Raw genomic sequence first — 26,068 nt, forward strand, 5'->3', positions numbered from 1 at the left:
AGGCTTCAGCCACCGTTCCCGGTTATCAGCAGTACAGGAAACGATCTCCGGCGGTTTCAACCGCCGGTTGGTTTACCTTCACCTGGGCAGGCTGATCCCTCCTCCGGTGGCTGAAGCCGACCGGACATCGTCTTTATCACGCGCAGATGTTTCGGGGCACGGTGGCTGAAGCCACCGCCTTCCGTCTTTGAGCTCGGTTCACACCCTCCCCATGTTCTATCGCTCTGGCTATGTTCGGCACCCTCGCCATGTTCGCCGCTTTGGCTATGTTCGGCACCATCGCCATGTTCTGTCGCCCCTGCCATATTCTGCCGCCTCTGCGAGGCTTTGATGGGGGGCGTTTTCGAGGGGCTTACGCGCCCTCGCTATCGTTCTGTCGCCCTCCGGGTTTCTGGCTGGGTGAGCGCCCGTACCCACTCAATTTCATAAAAATAATTCCACAGGAAAAATGAAAGGCGCCGCGACACTGTGCCTCGGCGCTTTCTTATAGACTGGAGTATGAATGCTTACTTCGCCAGTACCATTTTCCGCATCACTGTCTGTCCGGCAGAGACCAGGCGGCAGTAGTAGATGCCGCTGGCCACGGGCTGGCCCTGATCGTCGCGGCCGTTCCAGACCACGCTGTGATCGCCCGCGGGCAGGATCCGCGAGACCAGGCTTTTCACCTTTTGGCCTTTGAGGTTGTACACGGCCAGATGCGTTTCTCCGCCGGCCGGGAGGCTGAAGCTGAGGGTGGTTTCCGGGTTGAAGGGATTGGGATAGTTCTGGCTGAGCGCCGGAGCGTCCAGCGCGGGCGTCTCGGGATCGGAGCTGTCCACGCCGCCGCTGTTCACCCGGGTGGCGTAGATGGAGTTCACGAAGTATTCGCTGTCCAGGATGCCCGCTCGGGCGTCATCCCAGCAGACCAACGCAGAATTGCCGATCACGGCGGCCCGCACGTGTTCCTGTTCCAGCCAGGCGCCGCAGAGGACCTCCGGTCCAGCGCCCAGAGCTTCGCCCTGAGGGTTGATGTGGCGGATGAATACGTCCCGGTATCCGTACTGGTCGTTGGGGAGTGTACTCCAAATAGAGGCCAGGTTGCCGTTGGCGAAGCGGACCAAAGTGGCGTCGTAAGCGTTGTGCAAACCGGTGGCGATGAGCCGGCCTCCGTCTCCGTAAAGCAGGCTGCCGTCGCCGGCCAGCTTTTGCAGGCGCAGGTCCTGGTCGGGATCCCATTGTGAGGAATAGAGCAGGGTGATGGCGTCGTCCGCGGCCACCAGGCCCTGGATACCGCCAAAGGGGAGCTGGATGCCGGCTTCGGACCAGAGTTTGGTTCCGGCGGGGGAGATCCTTTGGGCTTTGACAGTGATGTCGAGATAGATCACGGGGAAAGCCACCAGATCATCTCCCAGCAAGGCCAAAGAGGGGTTATAGCTGTCGATAACGGCATTTCCACTCACCACCGCGATCCCCTCTGCCGGCCAGCCGGGGGCGGGATCGCCGTTGGGGTCTATCCTCAGCACTCTGGCGCTATGCGCATCTGTGTTGTAATCGGTGGTGTTGAAGATCACATAGCGGTCTTTCAGGCCGCCCAGGCCCAGGGCAAATTCCTGGGGCGGGGTATAGAGGACTTTTCCGGAAGGACCCCACTGGGTCTGGCCGCCGGAGATCCTTTGCCCCATCAATTGATACTGGGGATAGCTGCCAGCAGTCCAGGCCACGTAAATGTCATTGCCACTCTGGCTGATCTGGGGATATTGGGCGTTCAGGTCGTCGGTGACCTGCAGGCCCATGCCGGGGTACATGAGGTTGCCCGTGGAATCCAGCCTCTGCAGGTGCAGCGGATACCACTGGGTGCCATCATAGTTGGCGGCGTACAGGATTCCCACGCTGTTGTCCGGCATGGCAAGGGCTTTGATATTGGTGACATGCAATCCCATCGGAGGGCAGAGCGGCCGGCCTCCCTCTTCCAGCAAGGGATTCATATTTGTATCGCAGATCTGGTAATAAATCTCGTAGTGGCCTCTGCGCAAGTCAGTCCATAGCACCAGATACCTGTCCTGCAGGGCGATCACTTCCGACATGTCGGCCAGGCCGCCCAAGCGGCTTACCTGCGCTTCGCCGCCGAGGTCCTGGAACGCCGCTCCGCCGGTGCTCAGCACCTGCAGCCGCAGGTCGTCGCTCGCTTCGCGCCGGTCCTGCCAGAGGAACATTCCCCGGTCGGAAAAAGCCATTGCAGCAGGACGTCCGGAGATGTATCCGTCCGCGTTGATGGTGATGCCATTTACGCCCCAGGGAACAGCGCCGAGCGGTGACACATACTGGGCTTTGAGCGAATGGGGTGGCTCGTCCTGAGGTGTTTCGATCCAGCTCAACCAGGCCGCGCCAGCGTCTGTGACCGCGAGATCGAGCCCCTGGTAAAACCGGTACTGGGAATATCCGCTGGCGACCTGCACACCATCCGGACCCCACTGGGAAGCGAAGTCGCTGTTCAACCGGATCGCCCGCAATTGTCTGTTTTCGTCTGTGGCGCTTACTTCCCAGGCAAACATCAGGCCGCCATCAAAGACCGGCTGCAGATGGGGCCTGTTGATCGGGTCTGTACCGATCTGGAGACTGATGTACACAGGCGCGGGCAGTAGCAGTTCGCCCACACTGTTCATCCGGTGCAGCCTGAGACCGCCGCTGAAGCTGTAGAGCACGAAATTGCCATTGGCGTCCGGCAGGATGGAGTATTGGCCGCTGGGAAACGCGGAGGGCGGCAGCAGCGGGTTGTTGCCGATCACCGTTCCCTGGTGGGACCAGCGGGTGAGCGAGGAGATCCCATTTTGGGAGACAACGTCGACAATGATCCCGCCTTCGCCGTCGCTGACAACAGAATCGAGGGTCAGATATTGGGTATGGCTGGCCAGAGTGAGCCCGCCAGCCGGCCAAAGCTGGTTGCCAAAGCTGTCCAGGTTTTGGCCGATCACCGTGGATAGCCCGGAGGAAATTTTGTAAATCGCGTACACACCGCCAACGGAATTGGGAACCAGCATGAAGTTGGGGAAGTAGGAACCGCTACGGATCTGCACTCCGCTTTCGCCCCAAAGCCGCTGGCCGTTGGAGCTGAACTTTTGCAGCCAAATGCCGTCCTCGTAGCCGAACCCGGATTGCTGGTAGAGCAACACAAAATTGTTGTCTGAGGTGGGCACGCAAGCCACGGCTTCCTGCACGCCGGGTTCGCCGGCGATGATCCGCGGCTGGGGCCACTGGGGCAGGCCGGAGGGATCATACTTTTGCGCGTAGATGTCGGTGTCGCCGGCATCGGTGTCTTCCCAGAGGGCGATCACACAATCATCCGTGGTGCGGGCCTGGATCCCTCTGAAGTCCAGCTTCCAAGCCTGGCGCAGGGCGACTTCCTGCGCGCTTAAGCCCAAAACCGCCATTAACAATGCCGCGATCAAAAACATCTTCTTCATTTCTGTCTCCCTTTTAGTCATTGTTGACTTGTTGGCTAAGAGCAGCAAGTTTTGTTCCAAACGATGCGAGGTTGCCATATATTTTTTGTGAAAAGTTTTATCCGGAAGCGTGGGGAAAACTGTCAAACGGAGGCAGGATGAGGATTTCAGAGGTATAAAAAAATGGAGCGGGAAACGGGACTCGAACCCGCGACATCAACCTTGGCAAGGTTGCGCTCTACCAACTGAGCTATTCCCGCTTGGTACCAGAGGCCGGACTTGAACCGGCACGAGCGTAAGCCCGAGGGATTTTAAGTCCCTTGTGTCTACCAATTCCACCACTCCGGCCTGGAAAAGGGTGGAGGCGACACCCGGATTTGAACCGGGGATGGAGGTTTTGCAGACCTCTGCCTTACCGCTTGGCTATGTCGCCAGTTTAAAAAATGGAGCGGGAAACGGGACTCGGACCCGCGACATCAACCTTGGCAAGGTTGCGCTCTACCAACTGAGCTATTCCCGCTCATGACTTCGAAGCTCCAAAAATTTGGGTGGGTCTATTTTGTCAAGGCAAAATATGCGTTTCGCCGCAGACCTCGGCCTCGAAACGGAAGAGTTCCGCGTCGTCCCTTTTCCAGGCTCTGTCCGGCAGGCCGGCTTTGCGGCAGAGCTGGCTGAGATAGGTCTGAAGGTCCCAGTTCCATTCCACCGGCACCTGGGGCAGAAAAACTCCGGAACGGAATCCCTGCCGCAGCAGCAGTCCGTCGCGCCCGATCACGATCTCGGAGATGTCTTTAACTGGTATCATTTCGCTGAGGAGGGAGACCTCGATCTCTATTCGCGGCAGTTCCTCCCGGCGCAGAGGAGGGAACCGGGGATCGCCGAAAGCCGCTTCGCGGGCCATTTCCACCACTTCCTCGGCGATGCTGCGGCGGGGTTGGATCAGGCCGATGCAGCCGCGCAGGTCGCCATCCAGGCGCAGGGTGACAAAGAGTCCCCGTTTGGCCTGAAACTCCGGTTCTGCAGGAAGTTCCGGCTGGCTGGGTTCAAAGCGGGAGAGGATGGCTTCCCGGGCCAGGCGGAGCAGCGTTTGCTTCTGTGCGTCCGTCATCACGACCTTCTCAGCGGTAAACGAGGGCGCTCAGGTATCCCACCACCTGCTGGTTGTCGCCGCTCACTTTGCCGGAGTGGGTGTATTCGATCACTTTGGCCTTGGCATCGTCGTGAATGCCCGCGTACATGATCAGGGCGAGCAGGCCGCCGATCCCGCAGGCCTCGCAGCGCTTGGAGATCACGCTTTGCCAGAGGGCGTCGGCGTCCAGGCTCATGATGTAGCGGATGATGAGCGAATCCATCTTTTCCGCGCGGTCGGAATCGTGATAGTGGGAAAGGTCCGTGGAAACGATGATGCCCACTTTTTGGCCGCTGGCCGCGACAGCTTCGCGGATCTGCTCCGCCAAACGCATCGCCACCTCGGGATGGGGGCGTCCGATCATCACCGGGCAGATGGGTGTGGCGGGGAAGAAATATTTGATCAGCGGCAGTTGGATCTCCAGCGAGTGTTCCAGCTCGTGCAGGCGCTTCTCGCGGTTCGGGTCCTCGGTGTTGCGGGTGAGCAGCTCAAAAAGCCGGGGGTCCTGCTCCACCATGCCCAGAGGAGTGTCATACTGGTCGAAGGGCGAAACGGACCAGTCGAAATTGATGCCCTGATGGCTGGGATGCAGGATCAGCAGACTGTCGAAGTGCTGTTCACCGATGTAGTGGAAGCCCTTCGCGGCGCAGGCGCCGGAATAGACGTAGCCGGCGTGGGGGACGATCAGCCCCAGGCAATTTTCTTCCCTTCTGGCTGTGGGCTGGCCTTCCGTCCAACGCTGGATCTGGGTGGAGATCTGGTCTCCGAAGCGGGGATAAAAACTCCCGGCGTGAGTGGTTTTTCTAAGCAAAATCTTTCTCCTCTTGATATTGTAAGCGGGATTGGGCTGCCTGGCCAGCCAGGAATTCCCGCAGGGCGGCGGTGTTTTCCGCGGGAACGCGCAAAACCAGTTCCACCCTGTCTGTCCAGCTTTCCCGCGCCAAGCTGCCTGCCAGCGATCTCAGCAGGCCAAGGAGCTGGTCCACGCTGCCGTACTCAGTCTGGACAATGAACTCGGTGAAGGCGGTGGCGGGGATCAATTCCGCCAGTTCCAGCGTTTTCTCCACGGTGCTGCCGTAAGCTTCCATCAATCCGGGAACACCGAGTTTTACGCCCCCGTAGAAGCGGGTGACGATGGCGAGGACGTTGGTCAGGTTGGCTCGCAGCAGGGCGTTCAGGATGGGCTTTCCGGCGGTGCCGTGCGGTTCCCCGGCATCGCTGTGGTACTGGGTTTCCTGCCCAAAGCCGCAGATGTAGGCGAAGCAATTGTGAGTGGCGTTGGCATGTTCCTTGTTGTGCGCGCTGAGCAGGCTTTTGGCTTCATCCGCGCTGGCGATGGGGTGGAGGAAGCAGATGAAGGTGCTGCGGCGGATCTTTTGCTGCCAGGAAAGGGGGGCGGAGATGGTGTTGAATGCCATGGCGCTACTTCGTTTTCAGCAGATCCGACCAGCGGGTGGTGTAGCAGGGCGAGAGCTTCGCCCGCTTCATCTGCCATTCCCTGTTGATCCCGGAACTGGCGAAGAACACAGTGTCGCGGCCGCAGCGGCGGTTGATCCTGTCCACAGTGTCGATCAGCTTTTTGCGGTCGTCGTCCAGGTAGTTGGTTTCGATCAGGTTCAGCGGAACGTCGTTCTCATCCATGATCTCCGCGAACATCACGCCGGCCTTTTTGAATTCGAAGCCGGGAAGATAGAGGTCGCGCAGCAATTCCAAAGCGGTTTTGATGAGGTCCGGCGTATAGGCCGTGGGCGGCGAAAGCGTGGCTTGGGCGGAGTTGTTGTACTGAGGGCCTTCCTTGAAGCGGTTGGTGTTCAGAAACACCATCAGATGACCCGCCACGCTGTTCTGGGCACGCAGTTTTTCCGCGGCGCGGGTGATGTAGGTGGAAACGGCCTCCTCCAGTTCGGCCAGGTCAGACACCTGCTTGCCAAAGGAACGGGAGACCACGATGCTCTGCTTGGGGGAGGGCGCTTCGTCCATGTTGATGCAGGAAAAACCCTGCAATTCCAGCACGGTTTTGTGCCCGACGCTGGTCATGTAGTGGTCGATGAACTGCTCGGGAGCGTTGCGAAGCTGCCAGGCGTTCTCGATCTTGTTCTGGCGCAAAAACTTGTCATACTGCCGGCCGATGCCCCAGATCTCCGCGACGGGAAGCCGCTCCAAAGCCTTTTGGATCCTGGCTTCATCCAGCATCAGCACGCAGCCGCGATAGCCGGAATAGCGCTTGGCGTAATGGTTGGCCACCTTGGCCAGGGTCTTGCTGCGGGAAATTCCCACCGAGACGGGGATGCCGGTCCATCTGCGCACGGTGTCGCGGATCTTGCGGCCGTATGCCTCCAGATCGCGGATGCGAAAGCCGTTCAGGCCCAGAAAAGCTTCGTCGATGGAATAGATCTCCAGTTCCGGCGAAAATCTGCCCAGCACATCCATCACCCGCCGGCTCATGTCGCCATAGAGCGCGTAGTTTGAGGAAAGCAGCGTGCCGCCGTATTTGCGGATCAGCGCTTCATGCTTGAAGCCGGGAGCGCCCATGGGGATTTTCAGGGCCTTGACCTCGTTGGAGCGGGAAACGAGGCAGCCATCGTTATTGGACAGCACAGCCACCGGTTTGCCCTCCAGGGAAGGGTCAAACACGCGTTCACAGGACACGTAGAAGTTGTTGCAATCCACCAAGGCAACTATGTCCTGATCTGTGAGTCCGATCTTGTTCATCGCATATCTCCCAGAGTCAAAATATCCAAAGGCTTCAGGCTGTCAATCTGTTAATGCCCCATAATTCTGATCGCACGGAGATACCCAAGGGCCGGCAGCTTGCCTGCAAAAATGACAATTATCAGGGCATACTACCTGTCTAACATGAAATTAATCAACATTGACCTAGACTTGTGGATAATTTTCCATCGCTAAAAAGCCAAAAACGGTAAATTATAGCTTGACACCCTTGGAGGCCATGAGAAATTAGATTCAGATAAGTTCTTGCAAAAGAAGAGAGGTTACCATGAAAAAAGTGCTGTTTGCGATGTTATTCATTGCCTCGGTCAGTATGGCGTTCGGTTATTTTACTTACATTGAAGCTCTAAGAGTGATTCCCGGGGGTTACACTCCTGTAGCGGCCCGCATCAATTGCAACGGAGTGTTCACAGGATTCTACACACCCCATCAGTTTGAGCCCAATACCGTTTGGTACGGCACATACACAGTGGAATTGGAAGACTACGGCCCTTGGGGGCCGACCTCCGCATATGTGGCCCCTGAGGCTGAAGATGGCTGGATCATATTCAGTTCCATCAACGGTCCCACAGTGCCCATCGAGCTATCCAGTTTTACAGCTGCCATCTCGGCGGACAATTGCGTTAGCCTCACCTGGATCACCCAATCCGAGACAGGGGTACGAGGCTATTACATCCTGCGCAACAACACGGACGAACTCTCAATGGCCTCCACCATCAGCGAATTGATCCCCGCCACCAATACTTCCCAAACCACGAGCTACGTCTTTACTGACGAGGAACTGCAGGAAGAGGGGACCTACTACTACTGGCTGCTGAACAGCGATCTCGATGGCCATGATTATTACTACGGACCCAGCTCGATCCAGTATTCTCTGCCCGGAAGCGACATACCCGAGCCTCCCCAGGTCACATCACTCGGCCCGGTCTATCCCAACCCCTTCAATCCCAACACGGCTATCCCCTTCAATCTGAAGGAAAACAGCGCGGTGAGTTTGAAGATCTACAACAACCGCGGCCAGGTTGTGAACAGCTTTGAGCTGGGGAATCTGCAGCCCGGTTATCACCAGATAGGCTGGGAAGGCCGCGACAGCGGCGGGCAACCCCTTGCCAGTGGGATCTATCACATCCGGATGCAGGCAGGCAAGGAAAGCTATCAGGTGAAAGCGGTCCTGATGAAGTAACGCAGAAAAAAACCAGTACTTTTTTCAGAAGCCCGGCGGGGAACTGCCGGGTTTTTTCTTTTTCCAGCATCAGTCCCCCCAAGCCAAGGCCGGCAGTTCATACTGAAACCAACTTCAGGCAACTACCTGACGGAGCCATCAGCCGGACGTCACTCGGGCATGAACGGAGCATCCATCAATTGGGAGGCGGGGTCGGTGACCTGAACTGACTATGCGGAAATCTTGAGTGCACGCACCCTGGCTTTCCTTTTTTGGCTCTCATTCAAACCGAGTGGGTGGAAGTGATCAACCAGCCAGCAGCCCGGAGGGCGACAGATCACGACGAGGGAGCGCAGCGCAGTGGAGCCCTCGTAAGGCAACATGGGACCAATAATGGAATTTCCTCCACCCCTCCCCGGAAACGTGGCACGTTTCCGGGGAGGGGTGGAGGCCTGATAAATTGGTTGATCTGTTCATTCAACGAGGGGTTCCGAACCGTCTTAAGCCGGTTCTTCACACCCTCGCTATCATTCTGCCGCCCTCACGGGCTGTGTCCACTTGGTCTGAAAGAGCGCCTCCTTTTTCCCCACATCCGCTTGTTTAGCGCCTCCCGCATACTCCCCGCATCAAGTGCGGCCATCACGCGGGAGGCATAAGCGGGGCGTGGGTGCGGGGGAACAGAAAGCTAGGGCAGTGGAATCCAGCAGGGAAAAGAAAACCGTCGGCAAGGGGGAGCGCCGACGGTTTGTTCGGACAGGGCTGTCCGTTGAGAGACCTAAGCAGGAAGGATGGGAAAAATCAATCCAGAGCTTTCAGAAAGGAAGGCAGATCGGTGCGGGGACTGAGCTGCCGGGTTTCCTCCTCGTGGGAATCGGGATCGGCTTCCTGACTGGCAGGCTGGTTTATATTAAGGACACGGAAGATGTCCTCAATGTCATCTTCGGGTTTGGTGGGCTTGGGAGGCGTCGGCTTGGGCTGCGGCGCAGGTTTGGTCTGAGAGACAGGCAGGGCAGGGGGGAAATCAACGATCTGGGCGGTGCTTTGCAGCCCTGTGGCGATGATGGTGACGGAGATCTTGCCCACAAGGTCGGGCTCGATCACGAGGCCCATGAAAATGTTGGCGTTGGTGCCGGTTTCGTTCACGATCACGCTGGAAACGTCCTCAAACTCGTTCATCTTGATGTCCGGTCCGGCGGAGACGTTGATCAGCAGCGCCTGGCAGCCGTGGAGATTGATGTCGGCCAGGAGGGGATTGTTGATGGCGGCTTTGGCGGCGTTCACGGCGCGGTTTTCGCCTTCGGCCACGCCGGATCCCATCAGGGCGTAGCCCATGTTTTGCATCACGGTGCGAACATCGGCGAAATCCCGGTTCATGAGACCGTTCACGTTGATGATGTCGGAAACTGCCTTGGCGGATTCAAAGAGAACGTTGTCGGCACGCTGGAAAGCCTCCAGCAGGGTGAGGTCGGCGTAGATCTCGCAGAGCTTGGAGTTGGGGATCACGATGAGGGTGTCCACGAACTCCGCCATGTTGCGGATGCCTTCCTCAGCGTTGCTGTGGCGTTTCTTGCCTTCAAAGGGGAAGGGCATGGTAACGATGCCGAGGGTGAGGATGCCGAGGTCACGGGCGATCTTGGCAACCACGGGAGCGGCGCCAGTGCCCGTGCCACCACCCATGCCGGCGGCGATGAAGATCATGTCCGCGCCTTCAATGTGCGAGCGGATATCGTCCTTGGATTCCTCCGCGGCGCGTGAGCCAAGGTCTGGATTGGCACCGGTTCCGAGCCCGCGGGTGAGTTTCTTACCCAGCTGCAGTTTCATCCTCGCCTTGCTTTTCACGAGGTCGCTGATGTCGGTGTTCGCGGCGATGAATTCCACGCCGGAAAGGTCGTTTTCGATCATGGTGTTCACGGCGTTGCCGCCAGCCCCGCCGACACCCACGATCTTGATGGTGGTGCCGATCTGAGTGGGTTTTTCGTCAAATTCGATCATTTTTTCCCCCTTTACGTACTCGTAAAGTCTTTGATTATGTTTTTGATTTTGTCCAGTGTCTTGCCCGCTTTGAACGTGCCCAGACGCAGAGCGGGAGCTTTGCTTTCGGGTTCCTGGTCGGCCGCGTGCCGGAGCAGTCCGACACAGGTGGTGAAGGCAGGGTCCTTCAGCATTTCGGTATCGCCGTTGAGGTTGCTTAGGTCCGGTTGGGCGATCTTCACCGGCAGGTTGAAGGAGTTTTTGACCACGGCGTCGATCATCTGGAGTTTGGCGGTGCCGCCTGTGAGCACAATGCCCGCGGTCACGAGTTCCGGCGTGTAAAAATTTTTGAGGCGGTCGTAGCAGAGCGAGAGCATTTCCTCCACGCGGTGCTGCACCACATGGCTCACCAGATGCTGTGTTTTCACCTGGCTGTCGCGCCCGCTGATGCCTTCCACCACGATCTCGGTTTCGGGATCGACGCTGCTGGCGAGGGCCACACCGTAGTGGGTCTTGATGTATTCGGCGTTGGAGAGGGTGGTCTTGAGCCCGATGGCGAGGTCTTCCGTGATGGAGGAGCCGGCCATGGGGATCACGAGGATCTTTTCCAGGGTGCCGCGGTGATGCAGGCTGATGTCGCAGGTGCCGGCGCCGATGTCGATGAGGATGGTGCCGAGGCGGCGTTCGTCCTCGCTGAGCACGGCTTTGGCGATGGCGATGTGGTTCAGCACAAAGTTTTCGGGGCTGATGTCGAAATCGGCCAGTTGGATGCTTTTGGCCAGGTTGCGCAGTTGGGTGACGTCGCCGAAGATAGTGAGCACCTTGGTGATGAGGTGGAAGCCGGTCATGCGCAGGGGATTGCGGATGTCGTTGTGGCCGTCGATCACGAAGCTCTGCGGGATGCCGTGGAGGATCTGGGAGCGTTCGAAGCCTTTCTGGATCTTGACGCTGTTGCGGGCGTCGGCGATCACTTGGTCCACGTGTTCCTGCACGATCTCGCCCGGCTCGTTGGGGTTGGAGGTGGGGATGGAAATGCGGCCGCCGCCCACCTGGGTGCGGATGTGGTCTCCGGTTACGTTGGTGAAGATGTTGGCGGGTTTGGTGCCGGCGGCGGTGTGCACTTCCTTAAGCGTTTTTTTCACGCCTTCGGCCACGGCCTGGATGTCTTTTACAATGCCTTTTTCCAGGCCGGATGAGGGCGTTTCGGCGATGCCGAGGATATCCAGCTGGCCTTTCGCCTTGGCGTGGGCCAGGATGCAGCGGATGTTGGCGGAGCCTATGTCGAGGGCGGTGATCAGATTGTGCCGCATATCAGTTTCCCGCCTTCACCACCACCTGGTTGTCGACGCGCAGGTCGAGGATGGAGGATTGGCTCACATTGCCGTTGTCGCGCACGAATTCGTAGCGCGAAAGCTGTTTGGCGAGGTTCTTCTCGCTGGGGATCAGGCGCAGGCCGTTGCGCGCGTCGATGATGTAGACGGTGTTGTCGATGGTGTAATATTCAGAGATGTTGGTCGCGAATTCCGGAGCATCCTCCACTATCCTGCGGTGGGTGGCCAATACCTTGTCCAGCGCGGCGTTCTTGAGTTTCCGGCCGCTTCTGAGGTGGGCGTTGTTCACCAACAGATTCACCAAGGGCAGGTTTTCCGTGTAAACCTTGCCGTAGCGTTCCAACACCACGCCTTCCTCATCCACGGGAAAGAGGTCGCCTTCGAGGCTTTTCACATAGAGGCTGGGCTTGCGCTCCGTGAGCTTGATCTGCAGGGTGCTGAAGAGCTTGCGTCGCACCTTCACGGTCTTCACGCGGGCAAAACCACTCACCTCGGCGTGGACCTCAGCTTTGTCCACTTTGAGGAGATTCTGCCCCATATAGGGCTGCAGCGCGCTGCGCAGGAGGCTGTCCGCCACAGCGGAATTGCCGCTGATCTCAATTTTGCGCACATTAAGCACATCGAGGCTGGACAGGAGATGATAAGCGCCGAAACCAAGGGCGGCAAAACCAAGCAAAACAAGGACGAAAAAGACGAAATATCGGCTGTTTCCCCTTCTCTTGCGGGTGTTGTGCTGGGTCGGTATCTTATTGTCTCTCATAATGAAGCATACTTTTGTGCGCTATCGCGTAATCCTGTGTTAAGTCTCTAAGTCACTAACTTTTTTAGGTTTAGTGTTTTTGTCAACTGATTTTTTCAGTTCCGCCAGAATTTCTTCGCCATACTGCCAGACGTTGCCGGCACCCATGGTGATCAGAATGTCATCTTCTTCAAGCAGGGAGAGGGTTTTGGGTACAATATCGGCGTTGTTTTCGATCAGCACAACGTTGTGGTGTCCGCTCTGGATGGCGGCATCGGCGATGAGTTTGGAGGAAACGCCGGGCAGGGGCTCTTCCCGCGCGGGATAGATCGGCGCCAGGAGGAGGCAGTCGCAAGAGAAAAAGGCGTTTCCGAACTGCACGTGGAAATCCCTGGTACGGGAATACAGATGGGGTTGGAACAAGGTGACGATGCGGCGTTTGGTGCTGTCCTTGAAGCCTTCGAGGGTGGCGGAGATCTCGGTGGGGTGGTGGGCGTAATCGTCGTAAACGGTGATGCCGCGGGCCTCGCCTTTGAGTTCGAAACGGCGGTAAACTCCGCTGTATTGCAGCAGTCCCTCGCGGATGTGTTTGAAGGGAATGTCCAGTTCGAGGCCGATGCTCACTGCCTGCAGGGAGTTCTGGATGTTGTGGCGGCCGGTCACGTTCATCTTCACGCGGCCCAGGCGGTAGCCTTTGTAGCTTACGTCAAACTCGCTCACGAAGTCCTTCATGCTGATGTTCAGGGCTTGGATGTCCGCCTGGCGGGAAAAGCCATAGGTGACGATCTTTTTGTTGATGCGGGGCAGAACGGCCTGCACGCCTGGATCGTCGAGGCAGGCGATCACACTGCCGAAAAATGGCACCTTGTTAGCGTATTCGATGAAAGCGCCTTTGATATCATCCAGATTGCGGTAGCAATCCAGGTGATCGGTGTCGATGTTGGTGATGCCGGCGATGCAGGGGGTGAGGGAGAGGAAGGAATGGTCATATTCGTCGGCCTCCACCACGATGTATTTTCCGGAGCCCATCACGTTGTTCGAGCCGTAGTTTTTCACCTTTCCACCCACGATGATGGTGGGATCGAGTCCAGCGGCTTCAAGCACCAGGCCGGTCATGGAAGTGGTGGTGGTTTTGCCGTGCGTACCGGAAATGCCGATGGAGAAACTCATGCGGGTGATCTCGGCCAGCATTTCGGCGCGGCGGATGACGGGAATGCGCATAGCTTTGGCGGCCTGGATCTCGGGGTTGTCGTCCTTGACCGCGGAGGATTTTACCACCACGTCCACATCCTTCACCAGCGTGGGGTTGTGGCCTTCCTCGATCCTGATGCCAAGGGATTCGAGATGGCGGGTGACATCGGTCTTTTTGAGGTCGGAACCGCTGATCTCCAAGCCCTGGTTGTACAGGAATTCGGCGATGCCGCTCATACCAATGCCGCCGATGCCGATGAAATGGATCTTCTTAGTTTTTCCCAGCATTGTGTTGCTCCTTGTTGAGGTCGCTCAAAATCTCTCGCGCCATGTCTTCGGCCGCGGTGTTGGGTGGAATCCGGCTCAGGTTTTGCAGATAAGCTTGGTGCTCGTTGCCCATTTTGAACACCGCTGAAGCCAGCGTGTCACCGCTAAGCTGGCTTTGTTTCAGCAGCAGGGCCAGGCCCTTGCGTTGCTGTTCGAGGGCGTTGTAGTGCTGATGGTTTTCCGCGGCGGTGGGCAGCGGCACCAGCAAGGCGGGAAGGCGGTTTTCGGTGAGTTCGGTGATGGTCATCGCGCCGGCGCGGGTCACGGCCACCTTGGCGAGTTTGTAAAAATCCTTCAGTTGGGGTGAAAAAGCGAAGATATGCACTCCCTCTATGTGTTGGTAACGGGCAGAGAACTCTGCGTAGCCGGTCTGGCCGGTTTGCCAGATGATCTGCCAGCCCTGCTGCGTGAGACGGGGCAATGCGGCGGCCACGGCAGTGTTGATGGCCAGCGAACCCTGACTGCCGCCGGTAACGAGCAATATCGGCCTGCCGGCATCAAGGCCGATCTCTTCGGGACTGATGGTTTGGGGTTGGTCCACCCGCCGCGGAAGCGGGATGCCGACCTGGCGCAGCTTCGTTTGGGGCAGGTATTTGGCGGTGCCGCTGAAACCCGTGAAAACGATCCGGCTGTATTTGGCCAGGTGTTTTGTGGTGAGGCCCGGATAGCTGTTGCATTCGTGGAAATAGAGGGGAAGGCGGAGCACGGCCGCGGCGATGCCCACGGGACCCGAAACGAAACCGCCGGTGCAGATCACCGCCGCAGGCTTGATCTTGCGCAACGCTTTCAGACAGGCGAAAGTGGAGGACGCGAGAAAGACGGGAAAGAGCAGATTGGCCAGATTGAGCTTGCGGTGGAGTTTTTGCACGTGGATGCCGTGGAAAGGATATCCCTCTGCCGTGAGCAGCGTTTCTTCCATGCCTCCGCGGTTGCCGATGAAACTGGCCTGATGGCCCAGCGTTTGCAACTGCTGCGCGATGGCGATGGCGGGGAAGATATGCCCACCCGTGCCGCCACAACCCAGCACGAAGCTCAGGCCGCCTGTCTGCTTCAAATCTTGCTTAGCGTTCACTTTCCATGTCCTTGTTGCTTGGGGCTGGTAAAAATGGCCTCAGCAGGTGGTAATAAGCCATGCCCGGCCCCGGGGCTCTGATCGCCCCAAAGCTGATCAATCTGAGAAAACGGTAGCCGCTCGGGATACGGATCACATCTGCCTCCGTTTGGCGGTGAGATTGAGCACAAGCCCGATGGAGACGGAATCCACCAGCAGTGCCGTGCCGCCATAACTAACGAAGGGCAGCGTGTTGCCGGTTGCGGGGATGATGGACATGCTCACGCCGGTGTTGATGAGGGCGTTGAAAAAGATGTTCATGCCAAGGCCGGCCATCAGATACTTATGATAGCGGTTTTCCTGCGTTTCGGCCAGCTTGAGGATGCGGAAAAAGAGCAGGGCGTGCAGCAGCAGCACAAGGGCCGCGCCAAGGAAGCCGAATTCCTCGCCGATGATGGTGTAGATATAGTCGGTGCGGGCTTCAGGCAGGAAATAGTGTTTGGCCCGGCCGTGGGCCATGCCCGTGCCCAGAAAACCTCCGCTGGTGAGCGCGGTGAGGCTTTCCTTCACCTGATATTCCTCGGCCGAATTGCTGGGCGCGGGACGGTTTGGCACCAGCAGCGAATAGACTTTGTAGGTGTTGATGCGGTCGGAACGGAAGGAATCGCCTTTGGCGATGATCACGGTGCCGGCGATCAGGCCCAGCATCAGCACTCCCAGCACGAAACGCTTACGCAGGCCGGCGTAGAAAAGCATGCCCAGAAGGGTGGCACCGCCGATGATGAGCGTGCTGAGATGCTTGCCGAGGAAGATGAGCACGAAGATCACCACAGTATAGAGGATCAGCGGGATGAACTCCATGCCGAGTTCCTTCACGTTGGCGAGGTTGATCTTGTCCTGTTTGGAATCCAGATAGCCGGCAAAGAAGAGGATCAGCACCAATCGCGCCATAGTGCTGGGTTGAATGCCCACGGGGCCGATCATCAGCCAGCGTTCTGCGCCTTTGGTTTTCACGCCGATGAGGAAGACCAGCACCAGCAGGCCCATGATGAGATAGACCAGCCAGCGGTTGAGGGGGCGCAATTTGTCCACTTTCACGAAGTAAACCGTGATGATGGCGGCCAGTACAGAGACGCCCACGAAGACGGCGTGGCGGTAGAAATTGACCATGGTGCTCTGCACGGAGGTGATGTCCAGCATCACCAGAAGCCCGATCACCAGCAGCGCGAGATAGCAGCCCAGGATGGTGTTGTCGATGGAGACGATGTAGGAGGTGTTTCTATTCTTTTTCATATTCGCTCCTGATCCGCTGCACGATCTCCTTGAAAACCTCGCCGCGGTGCTCGTAGTTGCGAAAGCGGTCGAAGCTGGCACAGGCGGGGGAGAGGACAATGATGTCGCCGGGAACGGAATCGGCAAAGGCGGCGCGGACACAGGCTTCGAAATCCTCCACCCAGGCAAGTTCGAGCTGGCCTTCCCAGGCGGCGCGCATCTGCTCTGTGGTGCCGCCGGTAACGTAAACCTTGCGGGCACGCTGCTGCAGCATGGGGGTGAGCACGGAAAAATCCTCGCCTTTGTCGGAGCCGCCCATGATCACGCGGATGGGTTCGTCGAAAGAGGTGAGGGCGGATTTCACGGAATCGGTGTTCGTGGCCTTGGAATCGTTGTAGAAGAAGATGCCGTTGATGAGGGCGACGAACTCGAGGCGGTGGGTGAGAGGCTCAAAGCTTTTGGCAGCCTCGATGGCGAAGGCGAGGTCATGGGTGAGGGCGTCCACAGCAAGCAATGCCGCCATCGCGTTGGCGTGGTTGTGGGGGCCGCGGATCTTGAGTTCGCTCACGGGTAGTTTGTGGCGGAGGCCGATCTGGATCGCGTCGCGGTTCAGCCAGGCTTCACAGTCGGGCGGGGTACTGGTCAGCGAATAGCGCAGCCGGCGGGACTTGATCAGGTGCTGATGTTCCACGATGGGTTCCGAATCCAGGCAGATAACAGCGGTGTCCGCTTGCGTTTGATTGGTGAACAAGCGGAATTTGGAGGCGGTGTAGTCGGCAAAGGAGGCATAGCGGTCAAGGTGATCGGGTGTGATGTTCAAAAGCACGGCCACCTCGGGACGGAAGTTTTGGATGAGATCAAGCTGGAAACTGCTGATCTCGAGCACGATGAAATCTATGCCCGGTTTCTCTATCGGCCAGGAACAGAAGGCGGAGCCGATGTTACCCGCCAGAATGCTGTTGTAGCCCATGTTTTTGAGGATGTGGTGGATTAGAGAGACGGTGGTGCTCTTGCCGTTGGAGCCGCTCACGGCGATCAACCGGCTGTCGCCGCTCTTGACGCGGAAGCCGAGCTCGATCTCGCTGATGAGTTCGATGCCTTTGGCGCGCGCTTTGGCTATGATGGGCAGATTTAAGGGGATGCCGGGGCTTACGATCCAAGTGTCGCATTGGAAGAGGCGGTCGCTGTGGCCGCCGAATTCGCAGGCAAAATCGCGGGTGAGGGTGTCCGCGCCGCTGATCTTTTCCAGCGGCTGGGAATCGCTCAAAAAGGCAGTTCCGCCCAATTCCTTGATCTTGCAGGCCGCCGCGATGCCGCTGCGGGCAAGTCCGAGAATGGCATAGTTTCGGGACGCGTCAAACAATTTTCACATCTCCTTAGCGCAGTTTGATGGTGCTTAGCCCCACCGCCAGCAAGAGGATCGCCACGATCCAGAAGCGGATCACGATCTTGGATTCGTGCATGCCCTTCATCTCGAAATGGTGGTGGACCGGCGCGCAGAGGAACACCCTTCTGCCTTCGCCGTATCTGCGTTTGGTATGCTTGAACCACGTGCGTTGGATGATCACGGAAAGCGTTTCGGAGATGAAGAGGAAGCCGATGATGACGAAAAAGATCTGCTCCTGCAGCAGGATGGAGATTACGGCCAGAATGCCGCCCAGCGTTAGCGATCCGGTGTCGCCCATGAAAACTTCCGCGGGGTGGGAATTGAACCAAAGAAATCCGATCAGTGTGCCGATCAGTCCAGCGATGAACACCGTCAGCTCACCCGCGGTGGGAAGGAATTCCAGCTGCAGATAGGCGGCGGAATTGAAGTTTCCCTTCAGATAGCTCATGATGCCCAGGCCAACTGCCGAAAAGATCATCACGCCGGCGGAGAGGCCGTCGAGCCCGTCGGTGAGGTTCACGGCGTTGGAGATGCCCGTGATGTAGAAAACCATCAGCGGAATGAACGTCCAGCCGAGGGGGATGATGAGATTCTTGAAAAAAGGTATCTGCAGATTGGTGACCGTGCCGCTGGTGCCGCCGTAAAAGATGGCCAAAGTGAGCAGCAAACCCACGCTGATCTGCCCCCACAGCTTGTATTTGGGTACCAGACCCTTCGCCAGCTTGAGGAAGTTTTTCAGATAATCGTCTAAAAAACCAAAGATGCCCAGCCACAGCGTGGTGAGAAACATCATGATGATGGAGCGGTTCGTAAGGTCGTTCCAGAGCAGCGAGGCGATCAGCAGCCCGAAGATGATCAGCAGCCCGCCCATCGTGGGCGTGCCCGCTTTGGCGCGATGTTTTTCGGGTACGTCCTCGTCGATGGTTTCCACTGCCGCTTTGCGCTTCAACAGGCGAATGAAGGAGGGTCCCACGAACAGGGTGAAGAGCAGCGCGGTGAGGAAGGCGCCAAGGGAACGGAAAGTGATGTAGCGCAATACGTTGAACACGATGCTGTAACGGGCCAGGGGGTAGAGCAGATGGTAGAGCATTAGCGTTCTCCTCTCAGCTGGGGCAGCAGTTTTTCGAGATGGATGGAGTGCGAGGCTTTTACCAGCACCACCGCGCCTGTGGCCAGGCCGGACAGCACGCCGCTGGCCAGCATGTCTTCAACCTTGGCGAAATGCCTTCCCTGCAGATGCGAATCCTGCTGATGATAGCGCGGCGCGTGCTCGCCGACGGTGTAGAGGGCGTCGTAACCCTTCTCACAGAGGATGGCGCCGATCATGTCGTGATAATCCGCGGCGGCGGGGCCAAGCTCCAGCATGTCGCCCAGAATGGCTATGTGCGGACGCGCGGGCTCCAGAGTGTGCCAGTATTCGATGGCGCTTTGCATGGAGACGGGGTTGGCGTTGTAGCAGTCGGCCAGCAACAGCAGGCTGGGAAGGTCTTCGCGCTGCAAACGCAATTCCAGTTGGATGGGATCCGCCAAAGCCTTTTGCATCGCGGCCTCATCAATTCCGCAGTGACTGCCCGCGGCAATGGCGAAGGCGGCGTTTTTGGCCAGATGCGGCACCGGATAAGGGATCGTGTAGGCTGCGCCATTCACTTTAAAGGAACAAACCTGAGCGTCGCATTCCACATCGCTGAGGCGGAAATCCGCGTTTTCCGAGAAGCCAACGCTCTTTCCCTGCTTGGCATAGGCTGCGAAGCGGGGATCGTCGGCATCGAACAGGCGGATGTCCAGCGGCCGGTTGAACAGCGCGGTTTTTTCGCGATAGACGCCGTCTTCGTCGATGAGCTTTTCCAGGTGCGAAGGGCCGATGTTGATGATAATACCGGCGTCGGGGGCACAGATTTCGCTGAGAGTGGCGATCTCGCCAAAGGCGTTGGTGCCCAGCTCGAAGATGGCATAGCGCTGTTCGGGGCGGAGGTTGAGGATGGTCTGGCAGAGGCCGATGATGTTGTTGGCATTGGCCAGGGTCTTCAGTGTGGGCGCGGCGGCGTCGAACACGGCAGCCAAAAGCTCTTTGGTGCTGCTTTTGCCGGTGCTTCCGGTGAGCGCGATCTTATAGACGGAAAACATCAAAAGATACTTGCGGCAGAGCGTGGACATCGCCCGCAGCGGTTCTTCCACGCGCAGATAGTTATTCCAGCCGTTGGCATCGATGCTGCCCACGCCCAGGTTGTTCGCTTCGCGCAGGATTTCGCCCAGATAGGCGTTGCCGTCGAAATTGGCCCCGCGCAGGGCGAAGAACACCGATCCCGGCGTGAGGGAACGGCTGTCGGTGGAGATCCTGGGATAGGTTGCGGGCGCTTTGTAGCCTTTGCTTTCGGAGGGAGGGGCCGCGCAAAGCAGCTCCAGCATGAGGCGGTCGAGGGGCAGGCTGAGTTCGCCTTCCGGCTGTTTTCCAAAATCAGCCGCGTTCATGTATTCAGCGGCTATCGCGGCATCGTCAAAAGGATGGCGCACGCCTTCGATATCTTGGTAGGTCTCGTGTCCCTTGCCGCAGAGCAGAACGACGTCGCCAGGCCGGGCAAGTCTTATAATGGCGTGGATGGCCTCACGGCGATCGCGGATGATCCACCATGGCAGCCACATGTCCGTGCCGGTAACAATCTCGCGGATGATCGAGTCGGGATCTTCTCCGCGGGGGTTGTCGTCGGTGATGATCACTGCGTCGGCGAATTGCAGGGCCGCCTTCAGCATCAGCGGACGTTTGCCACGATCACGTTCGCCCCCGGCACCCAGGAGGCAGAGTACGCGTTTGGGGCGCAGGTCGCGGCTGGCGCGGAGCACATTCTCCAGGGCGTCGGGAGTGTGCGCGTAATCCACGAAAACGCCTATGCCATGCTTGTTTGGGACCCTTTCGAAACGTCCCCGCACGGGCGGCACGTGGTTCAGCGCCTGTTCGATCTGCCGCTTTTCAAAGCCCATCAGATTAAGCGTCGCAGCGCCCATGGCAAGGTTGGACACGTTAAATTTTCCGATCAGAGGCGAGCGGATGTTCACCACCCCTTCGCGGCATTGCAGGGCAAAGCGGCTCTGCTCCCAGTCGTTGGGGCTGTTGTCGCCCCGGATCACGAAGTCCGCCTCAGCGCTGCCCAAGCTGAAAACATATGCCCCTTGCGATTTCAGTTCATCATAAATGTGTTTGCCAAAACTGTCGTCGGTGTTCACCAGCCCCACTGCTTTTCCCTGCAGCGTTCCAGAAAAGAGCTTCAGCTTCGCTTCACCGTATTCCTCCATGCTGCGGTGGAAATCCAGGTGTTCGCGGCTGAGGTTGGTGAAGAGGCAGTAGTCGAATTCGATGCCATAAACGCGGTCCAAGGCAAGCGCGTGGGAGCTTACCTCCATGAAGACGATGTTCAGCTTGCGAGCTGCCATTTGCGCGAAGATGCCGTTGAGCTGCAATATGTCCGGCGTGGTGTGCCGCGTTTCAAAATGTTCGTCATTGATGTAATAGCCCAGCGTGCCGATCCAACCCGCGTCGATGCCGAGTTCACGCACCGCTTTAAACAGCAGCATGGAAGTGGTTGTCTTGCCGTTGGTTCCGGTAACGCCAACGAGGCGGAAGGAAGAGCTGGGATCGTTGTAAAAAAGTTTAGCCAACAGCGCCGCAGCCCTGCGGGAATCGCTCACGCGGATGGCTGGCAGAGGGTCGGTGAAATCGTATTCGCCCACTATGAGGGCGGCCCCTTTGGCGCGGGCGTCGGCGATGAAGCGGTGACCGTCGGAAACCTGTCCCCTGATGCAAACAAAGATGTCGCCGGTTTCGATCTCGCGGTTGTCCACGCGCACCACCCCGTTCAAACACTCGATGCCTTCGAGGGCCTGGGTTTGCAGCAGCAGATCGTGTTGCGTGAAGAGCCGCAAAACCTCGCTCAGGTTCATATGGAAGCCTCCAGCAGGCAGACGGTGTTCTTGGTCACGCGGGAGCCGGGTTGGATGGATTGCGAGCGCACGATGCCCGAGCCGCGGATGCGCAGCGCCACTTTCTCGCAGGCGGCCAGCTGCATCGCCTTGCGCAGCGTGAGGCCGGTGAGGTCGGGCATGCTGCCATGCACCGCGGTTTCAGGTGCGTCACCAGCTTTGCGACCTATCTTCACGGTGATGGGATGGCCCGGATCGATGGCCACGTTCGGCTTCGGGAATTGGTCGACCACCACGGAAGAGGAGTCGGCGCCCACGATGGTGTAGGAAAAGCCGTATTGAATGAGGATGGCCTCCGCCTGGCTGATATGCTTTCCGCGCAGATCGGGCATACGTTTGGAGCTTTGCATCAGGCGTTCGTCGAAGGCGAGGATGTTGCAGTTTGGCATGAACAGGATGTCTTCCACGATCTGTTTGAAAGTGGGCGCGGCGCTGGTGCTGCCGTAATGGTAGCCGATAGCGGGCTCGTCGTAGAAAACGATCATCACCATCTTGGGCGCTTCCACGGGGAACATGCCCACGAAAACAGAGTTGTATTTGCCGCCGGCATAGCCTCCGCCGCCTTCCGCCGCTTTCTGAGCGGTGCCGGTCTTGCCGCCCATGGTGATGTAATCCATCTTGATGTGGCGCGCCGTGCCGCGGTCGACCACCGTCTGCATGTAGTAGCGAACGGTGTCCGCGGCCGCCTTGCTGGCCACCTGGCGCAGCACCTGCGGCTCGAATTGTTCGATTATCCTGCCGTTGTTGTCGGTAACCGATTCCAGCAAATAGGGCTTCACCATCCTGCCGCCGTTGGCCACCGCGCAAAAGGCCGCCGCGTGCTGGAGGGCGGTAACTGAGATGGCTTGTCCGAAGGATATGGAATGCAGCGTGTAGCCGTCCCAATTGTTCAGTTTGGCGAACATGCCGCTGCTTTCGCCGCTCAGTTCCAGCCCTGTTTTCTGGCCGTAGCCAAGGGCGATGAACTTCTCGTAAAGTGTTTTGGCGCCGATCTTGTCGCCGATCAGCGCGATGCCCACGTTGCTGGATTTGCAGATGATGTCCACGGGGCGGATCATGCCGTAGCTGTGCGTGTCCGAGATGGTGCGGCCGCGGATGGTGATCGAGCCGCTGGGGAAAAGGTCTTTGTGGCTCACCACTTTCTTGTCGAGCGCCACCAGCATTGTGAGCGGCTTCATCGTTGATCCCGGCTCGAACATGAAGCTGACGGGGATGTTGGACTTCACGCGCACCAGCCCCGGATCGATGTATCTGTCTTCGGCGGAAACGCCCGCCATAGCCAGGATGCGTCCCGTATGCGGGTCCATCACGATCGCGCCGCCGTTTTTGGCCTTGTATTTCTCCAGGCCGGCGTAGAGGGCGTTCTCCACTACTTCCTGGATGTTGGCGTCGATGGTGAGGTGCAGGTTGTTGCCGTCGCGCGAAACTTTTTCATGCAGGTTCGGATAGGGCATGCGCCTGTGTTTGGCGTCGTACACCACTTCCCGCCAGCCGTATTCGCCGGCCAGGTAATCGTCGTAGCTGGATTCGATGCCGCAGCTGCCGCTGAGCTTGTAGAGCGAGCGGTTGCCTGTTTCGGCGTCGTAGCCTTCCGAGACAGCGCGCACGCTGCCCAGCAGCCGCGCGGCCAGAATGTTGCGCGAATAGATGCGCTTCATCGAGGCGAAACTGTGGCTGAGCCCCGGCAGCTTGTCAGTTTCAAAGGCTTTCACGATCTTTTCCAGCTCCATCTCGCGCACCTTGTTCGTGATCTGAATGGAGCTGAGTTTGTCGTTCATAGTCAGGCGCTGCAGCACCGCCTCGGGTTTCACGCTGCAATTGTTGCCTATTGCCTTGCTTATCAGCTGGTAAGCCTTGCTTAGTTCAAGTTTTTTCTCATCCCCCCAAAGCTTCACCGCGTTGCGGTCGATATCCAGCTGGTAATAGCTGATGGAACTCACCAGCAGATTGCCGTTGGCGTCGTAGATGGAACCCCGGGTGGGGATGATGATCTCTTTGTGGGGGGTATAGCGTGTGAGGCGCTGCTGATCGAGCTCGAAGGGGTCAAATATTTGCAGGGCGAAAAGGTAGCCCACCCAAACGAGGGTCAGCAGGCCGAATGTCGCTGCCAGCAGTTTGTAGCGGGAGCGCATCGTGGCCTAGTCCAGCAGGATCTGAACTTCCTTCGCCTGCGCTTTGGAAGCGAAGAGGTCAATGATGCAATAGCTTTCCCGGTCTTGTTCGTCCGCGGGTTCGTGAACGTAGATGATCTTGCCAGCCTGCACCGGCTGTCCGTTGGCGTCAACGCTCATCAGCTCGGCGAATTGCCGTCCGCTGCGCAGGTCGTCGCTTTCCACCTTCAGTTCGGTGTTGATGTTCTTTTCCGCGGCGAGTTTGGTTTCCATCCGCGCCAGTTTCTGCGTGGCGCGCACCATCTGGTTGGCATTCCAAAAGTTGGCAAATACCGCCGTGACGGCGATCAAGATCAAGATCACGAATTTGGCTCTCATGTTTCCCCCATGATTTTTTCCGCCGCGCGCAGCTTGACACTGCGGGAGCGGGTGTTTGAAGCGGTCTCTTCGTCGCTGGCCGCGAGCGGTTTTTTGGTGAGCAAGGCCAGCTGTTTGTGTTTGCCGCAGTTGCAGTGCATCGCCCTGGGAGGGCAGACGCAGCCGTCGGCGGCGGTTTTGAAAACGTTCTTCACGATTCTGTCTTCCAGCGAATGATAGCTGAGCACCACGATCCTGCCGCCGGGGCTAAGCAGATTCACGGCGTCCTGCAAAGCCGGCGCCAGCACTTCCAGTTCGCGGTTCACATGGATGCGCAGGGCCTGAAAGATGCGGACTTTGCTCTTCAGCGATTCCCTGCTGCCCGTGCCGGCCACGCTTTCGATCACGCGGGCAAGCTCGGCAGTGGTTCGCAGTGGCTGTTTCACGCGTTCCTTCACGATCTTCGCCGCGATCCGGCCGGCGTTCAGCTCTTCGCCGTAGTCTTTGAAAACCCTGGTCAGTTCAGCCTGCGTGAGCGTGTTCACGGCGTCGGCAGCGGAATAGTTTTGCCCGCGGTCCATGCGCATGTCCAGAGGCGCGTTGCCGTCGATGCTGAAACCGCGTGCCTGCTCATCCAGCTGATGTGACGACACGCCGAGGTCGAACAGCGCGCCGTCGATGCTTTTCACTCCGCGCAGCGCGAGTTCCGTGCGCAGCCTGGAAAAATTCGTGCCGATCAGTTCGCAGCTGTCGCTATAGGCGGCCAAGCGCTCCTTTGCCTCCGCCAGCGCGTCGGCGTCCTGATCGAAGCCGTAAACCCTTATCCTCTCTGTGGCCTGCAGCATTCCCAAAGCGTGCCCGCCGCCGCCCAAAGTGGCGTCCACATACACCCCGCCGGCCCGCGGTTGCAGGTAGGCAACGCATTCGGTCAACATCACGGGGGTGTGGTAAACTTTCATCTTCTGCCCTTGTGCCAGAGTTTGGCGTCGAATCTGCTGCGTATCTCCGCCTCGTAGTTGTCGAGGTCGAGGTAGAATCGTTCAGGATTCCACAGCGAAATGAGGTGGTGGTCGCCTTTCACCACGCAGCGGTCGGTGATGCCCGCCTTGCGCAATTCACGCTCCGGCAGCCGCACCCGGCCGGGGCCTTCGAGCTCAGCTTCCGCCACGGCGCAACGGATCAGCATCGAGCGGAAATCCTGCTCCACATCGCTGCCTTCCGCCAGCTCCGCCAGCGTGGAATACCAATTGTCCAGGGGATATAGCGCGATGGAGTTGTCGAAACCCGCCGTGATCACCACCGTGCGCTGTGATTCTTCGCTGAATCTGCGCTTGAACAAGGCGGGGATGATCACCCTTTGGTTGTGCACCGCGTTTTCCCAATAACCGTTGAATGGTCCTGACATCTAAGCTTCCTTATCTCTCTGTTTTGCCGTCAAACCGCTGCTGATTTGACTTCCAGCCGCAGCCTTCATGATTCTCTCTGACACTGTATGACTTTTTTTGACATCCTGTGCCGTTTATATGACATCCAGTTTTCTTGTCAAGCAGAATCTGCGCTTTTTTGAATTTTTCCCCAAACCAAGGCCAATTTTATCGGGATCACTTGATCGCGAATTGAGCATGGAAGCGTGAATTGAGATAGCCTTTCCCAGATAAAACCCATACTTGGCTCCCAATATCAATACGGTATCAATACGGAATCAATACGGATTTCATCCGTATTGATTCCGTATTGATACCGTATTGATATTGGGAGCGACCCTTTGGGAAACTGGTCATCATATATACAAATAAGACCTTTGCACATAATCCTCAGGGTCTGGTGAAAAAGTAAGAGCATTTAGGATCAAAAAGTAGTTTTTGAAATCTGCAAATAATTCTTGACAAAATAGATAGGCTCATATTTTGTCACTCTAT

19 protein-coding genes and 4 tRNA genes are annotated in these 26,068 nt (G+C 58.0%); 1 reads left to right on the top strand and 22 read right to left on the bottom strand.

Annotated features, from left to right (window positions below):
- Window positions 1–506 precede the first annotated feature (506 nt).
- The 9 genes from LHW45_01370 to LHW45_01410 all read right to left on the bottom strand — a co-directional run bounded on the left by LHW45_01370 (window position 507) and on the right by LHW45_01410 (window position 7,260).
- Window positions 507–3,440, bottom strand: a complete 2,934-nt coding sequence (locus LHW45_01370) for a T9SS type A sorting domain-containing protein (GenBank protein MCB5284230.1) — start codon at window positions 3,438–3,440, stop codon at window positions 507–509.
- Between the two features lie 163 nt (window positions 3,441–3,603).
- A tRNA-Gly gene (locus tag LHW45_01375) sits at window positions 3,604–3,679 on the bottom strand.
- 1 nt (window position 3,680) lies between these two features.
- Window positions 3,681–3,767: transfer RNA gene (locus LHW45_01380), tRNA-Leu, on the bottom strand.
- Between the two features lie 11 nt (window positions 3,768–3,778).
- Window positions 3,779–3,852, bottom strand: a tRNA-Cys gene (locus LHW45_01385).
- Window positions 3,853–3,863: 11 nt separating this feature from the next.
- Window positions 3,864–3,939, bottom strand: a tRNA-Gly gene (locus LHW45_01390).
- Window positions 3,940–3,981: 42 nt separating this feature from the next.
- On the bottom strand, window positions 3,982–4,527 hold the full coding sequence (gene amrA, locus LHW45_01395) for an AmmeMemoRadiSam system protein A (protein ID MCB5284231.1): 546 nt from the start codon (window positions 4,525–4,527) through the stop codon (window positions 3,982–3,984).
- A 10-nt stretch (window positions 4,528–4,537) separates the two neighbouring features.
- Entirely contained in the window at window positions 4,538–5,359 is an 822-nt protein-coding gene (gene amrB, locus LHW45_01400; protein MCB5284232.1) for an AmmeMemoRadiSam system protein B, read from the bottom strand.
- Entirely contained in the window at window positions 5,352–5,966 is a 615-nt protein-coding gene (locus tag LHW45_01405) for an IMPACT family protein (protein MCB5284233.1), read from the bottom strand. The genes amrB and LHW45_01405 overlap by 8 nt, the downstream gene beginning before the upstream one ends.
- Before the next feature lie 4 nt (window positions 5,967–5,970).
- Complete coding sequence (locus LHW45_01410) at window positions 5,971–7,260, bottom strand: Y-family DNA polymerase (GenBank protein MCB5284234.1); 1,290 nt, start codon at window positions 7,258–7,260, stop codon at window positions 5,971–5,973.
- Between the two features lie 286 nt (window positions 7,261–7,546).
- Between LHW45_01410 and LHW45_01415 the strand changes: the two genes are divergently transcribed.
- Entirely contained in the window at window positions 7,547–8,461 is a 915-nt protein-coding gene (locus tag LHW45_01415; GenBank protein MCB5284235.1) for a T9SS type A sorting domain-containing protein, read from the top strand.
- Between the two features lie 777 nt (window positions 8,462–9,238).
- On the opposite strand, the gene ftsZ is transcribed toward LHW45_01415, so the two are convergent.
- From ftsZ to LHW45_01480, 13 genes are all read right to left on the bottom strand, one after another.
- Window positions 9,239–10,432, bottom strand: coding sequence for a cell division protein FtsZ (gene ftsZ / locus LHW45_01420; protein MCB5284236.1), 1,194 nt, complete (start codon window positions 10,430–10,432; stop codon window positions 9,239–9,241).
- Window positions 10,433–10,443: 11 nt separating this feature from the next.
- Window positions 10,444–11,721 carry a cell division protein FtsA gene (ftsA, locus tag LHW45_01425; protein ID MCB5284237.1) on the bottom strand — a complete coding sequence of 426 codons (1,278 nt, stop codon included), beginning with the start codon at window positions 11,719–11,721 and terminating at the stop codon, window positions 10,444–10,446.
- A gap of 1 nt (window position 11,722) precedes the next feature.
- Complete coding sequence (locus tag LHW45_01430) at window positions 11,723–12,502, bottom strand: FtsQ-type POTRA domain-containing protein (protein ID MCB5284238.1); 780 nt, start codon at window positions 12,500–12,502, stop codon at window positions 11,723–11,725.
- Between the two features lie 39 nt (window positions 12,503–12,541).
- Window positions 12,542–13,960: a UDP-N-acetylmuramate--L-alanine ligase gene (gene murC, locus LHW45_01435; GenBank protein MCB5284239.1), complete on the bottom strand. Its 1,419-nt coding sequence runs from the start codon at window positions 13,958–13,960 to the stop codon at window positions 12,542–12,544.
- On the bottom strand, window positions 13,944–15,071 hold the full coding sequence (gene murG, locus LHW45_01440) for an undecaprenyldiphospho-muramoylpentapeptide beta-N-acetylglucosaminyltransferase (protein ID MCB5284240.1): 1,128 nt from the start codon (window positions 15,069–15,071) through the stop codon (window positions 13,944–13,946). The genes murC and murG overlap by 17 nt, the downstream gene beginning before the upstream one ends.
- 132 nt (window positions 15,072–15,203) lie before the next feature.
- A complete protein-coding gene (locus LHW45_01445) occupies window positions 15,204–16,343 on the bottom strand; it encodes an FtsW/RodA/SpoVE family cell cycle protein (GenBank protein ID MCB5284241.1) in 1,140 nt (379 codons plus the stop codon).
- On the bottom strand, window positions 16,330–17,685 hold the full coding sequence (gene murD, locus LHW45_01450; protein ID MCB5284242.1) for a UDP-N-acetylmuramoyl-L-alanine--D-glutamate ligase: 1,356 nt from the start codon (window positions 17,683–17,685) through the stop codon (window positions 16,330–16,332). Before murD ends, LHW45_01445 begins: the two co-directional genes overlap by 14 nt.
- A 13-nt stretch (window positions 17,686–17,698) precedes the next feature.
- Window positions 17,699–18,799, bottom strand: a complete 1,101-nt coding sequence (gene mraY, locus LHW45_01455) for a phospho-N-acetylmuramoyl-pentapeptide-transferase (GenBank protein MCB5284243.1) — start codon at window positions 18,797–18,799, stop codon at window positions 17,699–17,701.
- The gene (locus tag LHW45_01460; GenBank protein MCB5284244.1) at window positions 18,799–21,642 is read right to left on the bottom strand and encodes a UDP-N-acetylmuramoyl-L-alanyl-D-glutamate--2,6-diaminopimelate ligase; all 2,844 of its coding nucleotides are present in this window, start codon (window positions 21,640–21,642) and stop codon (window positions 18,799–18,801) included. The genes mraY and LHW45_01460 overlap by 1 nt, the downstream gene beginning before the upstream one ends.
- Complete coding sequence (locus tag LHW45_01465; GenBank protein MCB5284245.1) at window positions 21,639–23,813, bottom strand: PASTA domain-containing protein; 2,175 nt, start codon at window positions 23,811–23,813, stop codon at window positions 21,639–21,641. The genes LHW45_01460 and LHW45_01465 overlap by 4 nt, the downstream gene beginning before the upstream one ends.
- 6 nt (window positions 23,814–23,819) lie before the next feature.
- Window positions 23,820–24,170, bottom strand: a complete 351-nt coding sequence (locus LHW45_01470; GenBank protein MCB5284246.1) for a hypothetical protein — start codon at window positions 24,168–24,170, stop codon at window positions 23,820–23,822.
- Window positions 24,167–25,108, bottom strand: coding sequence for a 16S rRNA (cytosine(1402)-N(4))-methyltransferase RsmH (rsmH, locus tag LHW45_01475; protein MCB5284247.1), 942 nt, complete (start codon window positions 25,106–25,108; stop codon window positions 24,167–24,169). Before rsmH ends, LHW45_01470 begins: the two co-directional genes overlap by 4 nt.
- Window positions 25,105–25,554: a protein MraZ gene (locus LHW45_01480; GenBank protein MCB5284248.1), complete on the bottom strand. Its 450-nt coding sequence runs from the start codon at window positions 25,552–25,554 to the stop codon at window positions 25,105–25,107. Before LHW45_01480 ends, rsmH begins: the two co-directional genes overlap by 4 nt.
- Window positions 25,555–26,068: the final 514 nt, after the last annotated feature.

The organism is Candidatus Cloacimonadota bacterium (genome assembly GCA_020532085.1).
GTDB lineage: Bacteria > Cloacimonadota > Cloacimonadia > Cloacimonadales > Cloacimonadaceae > Syntrophosphaera.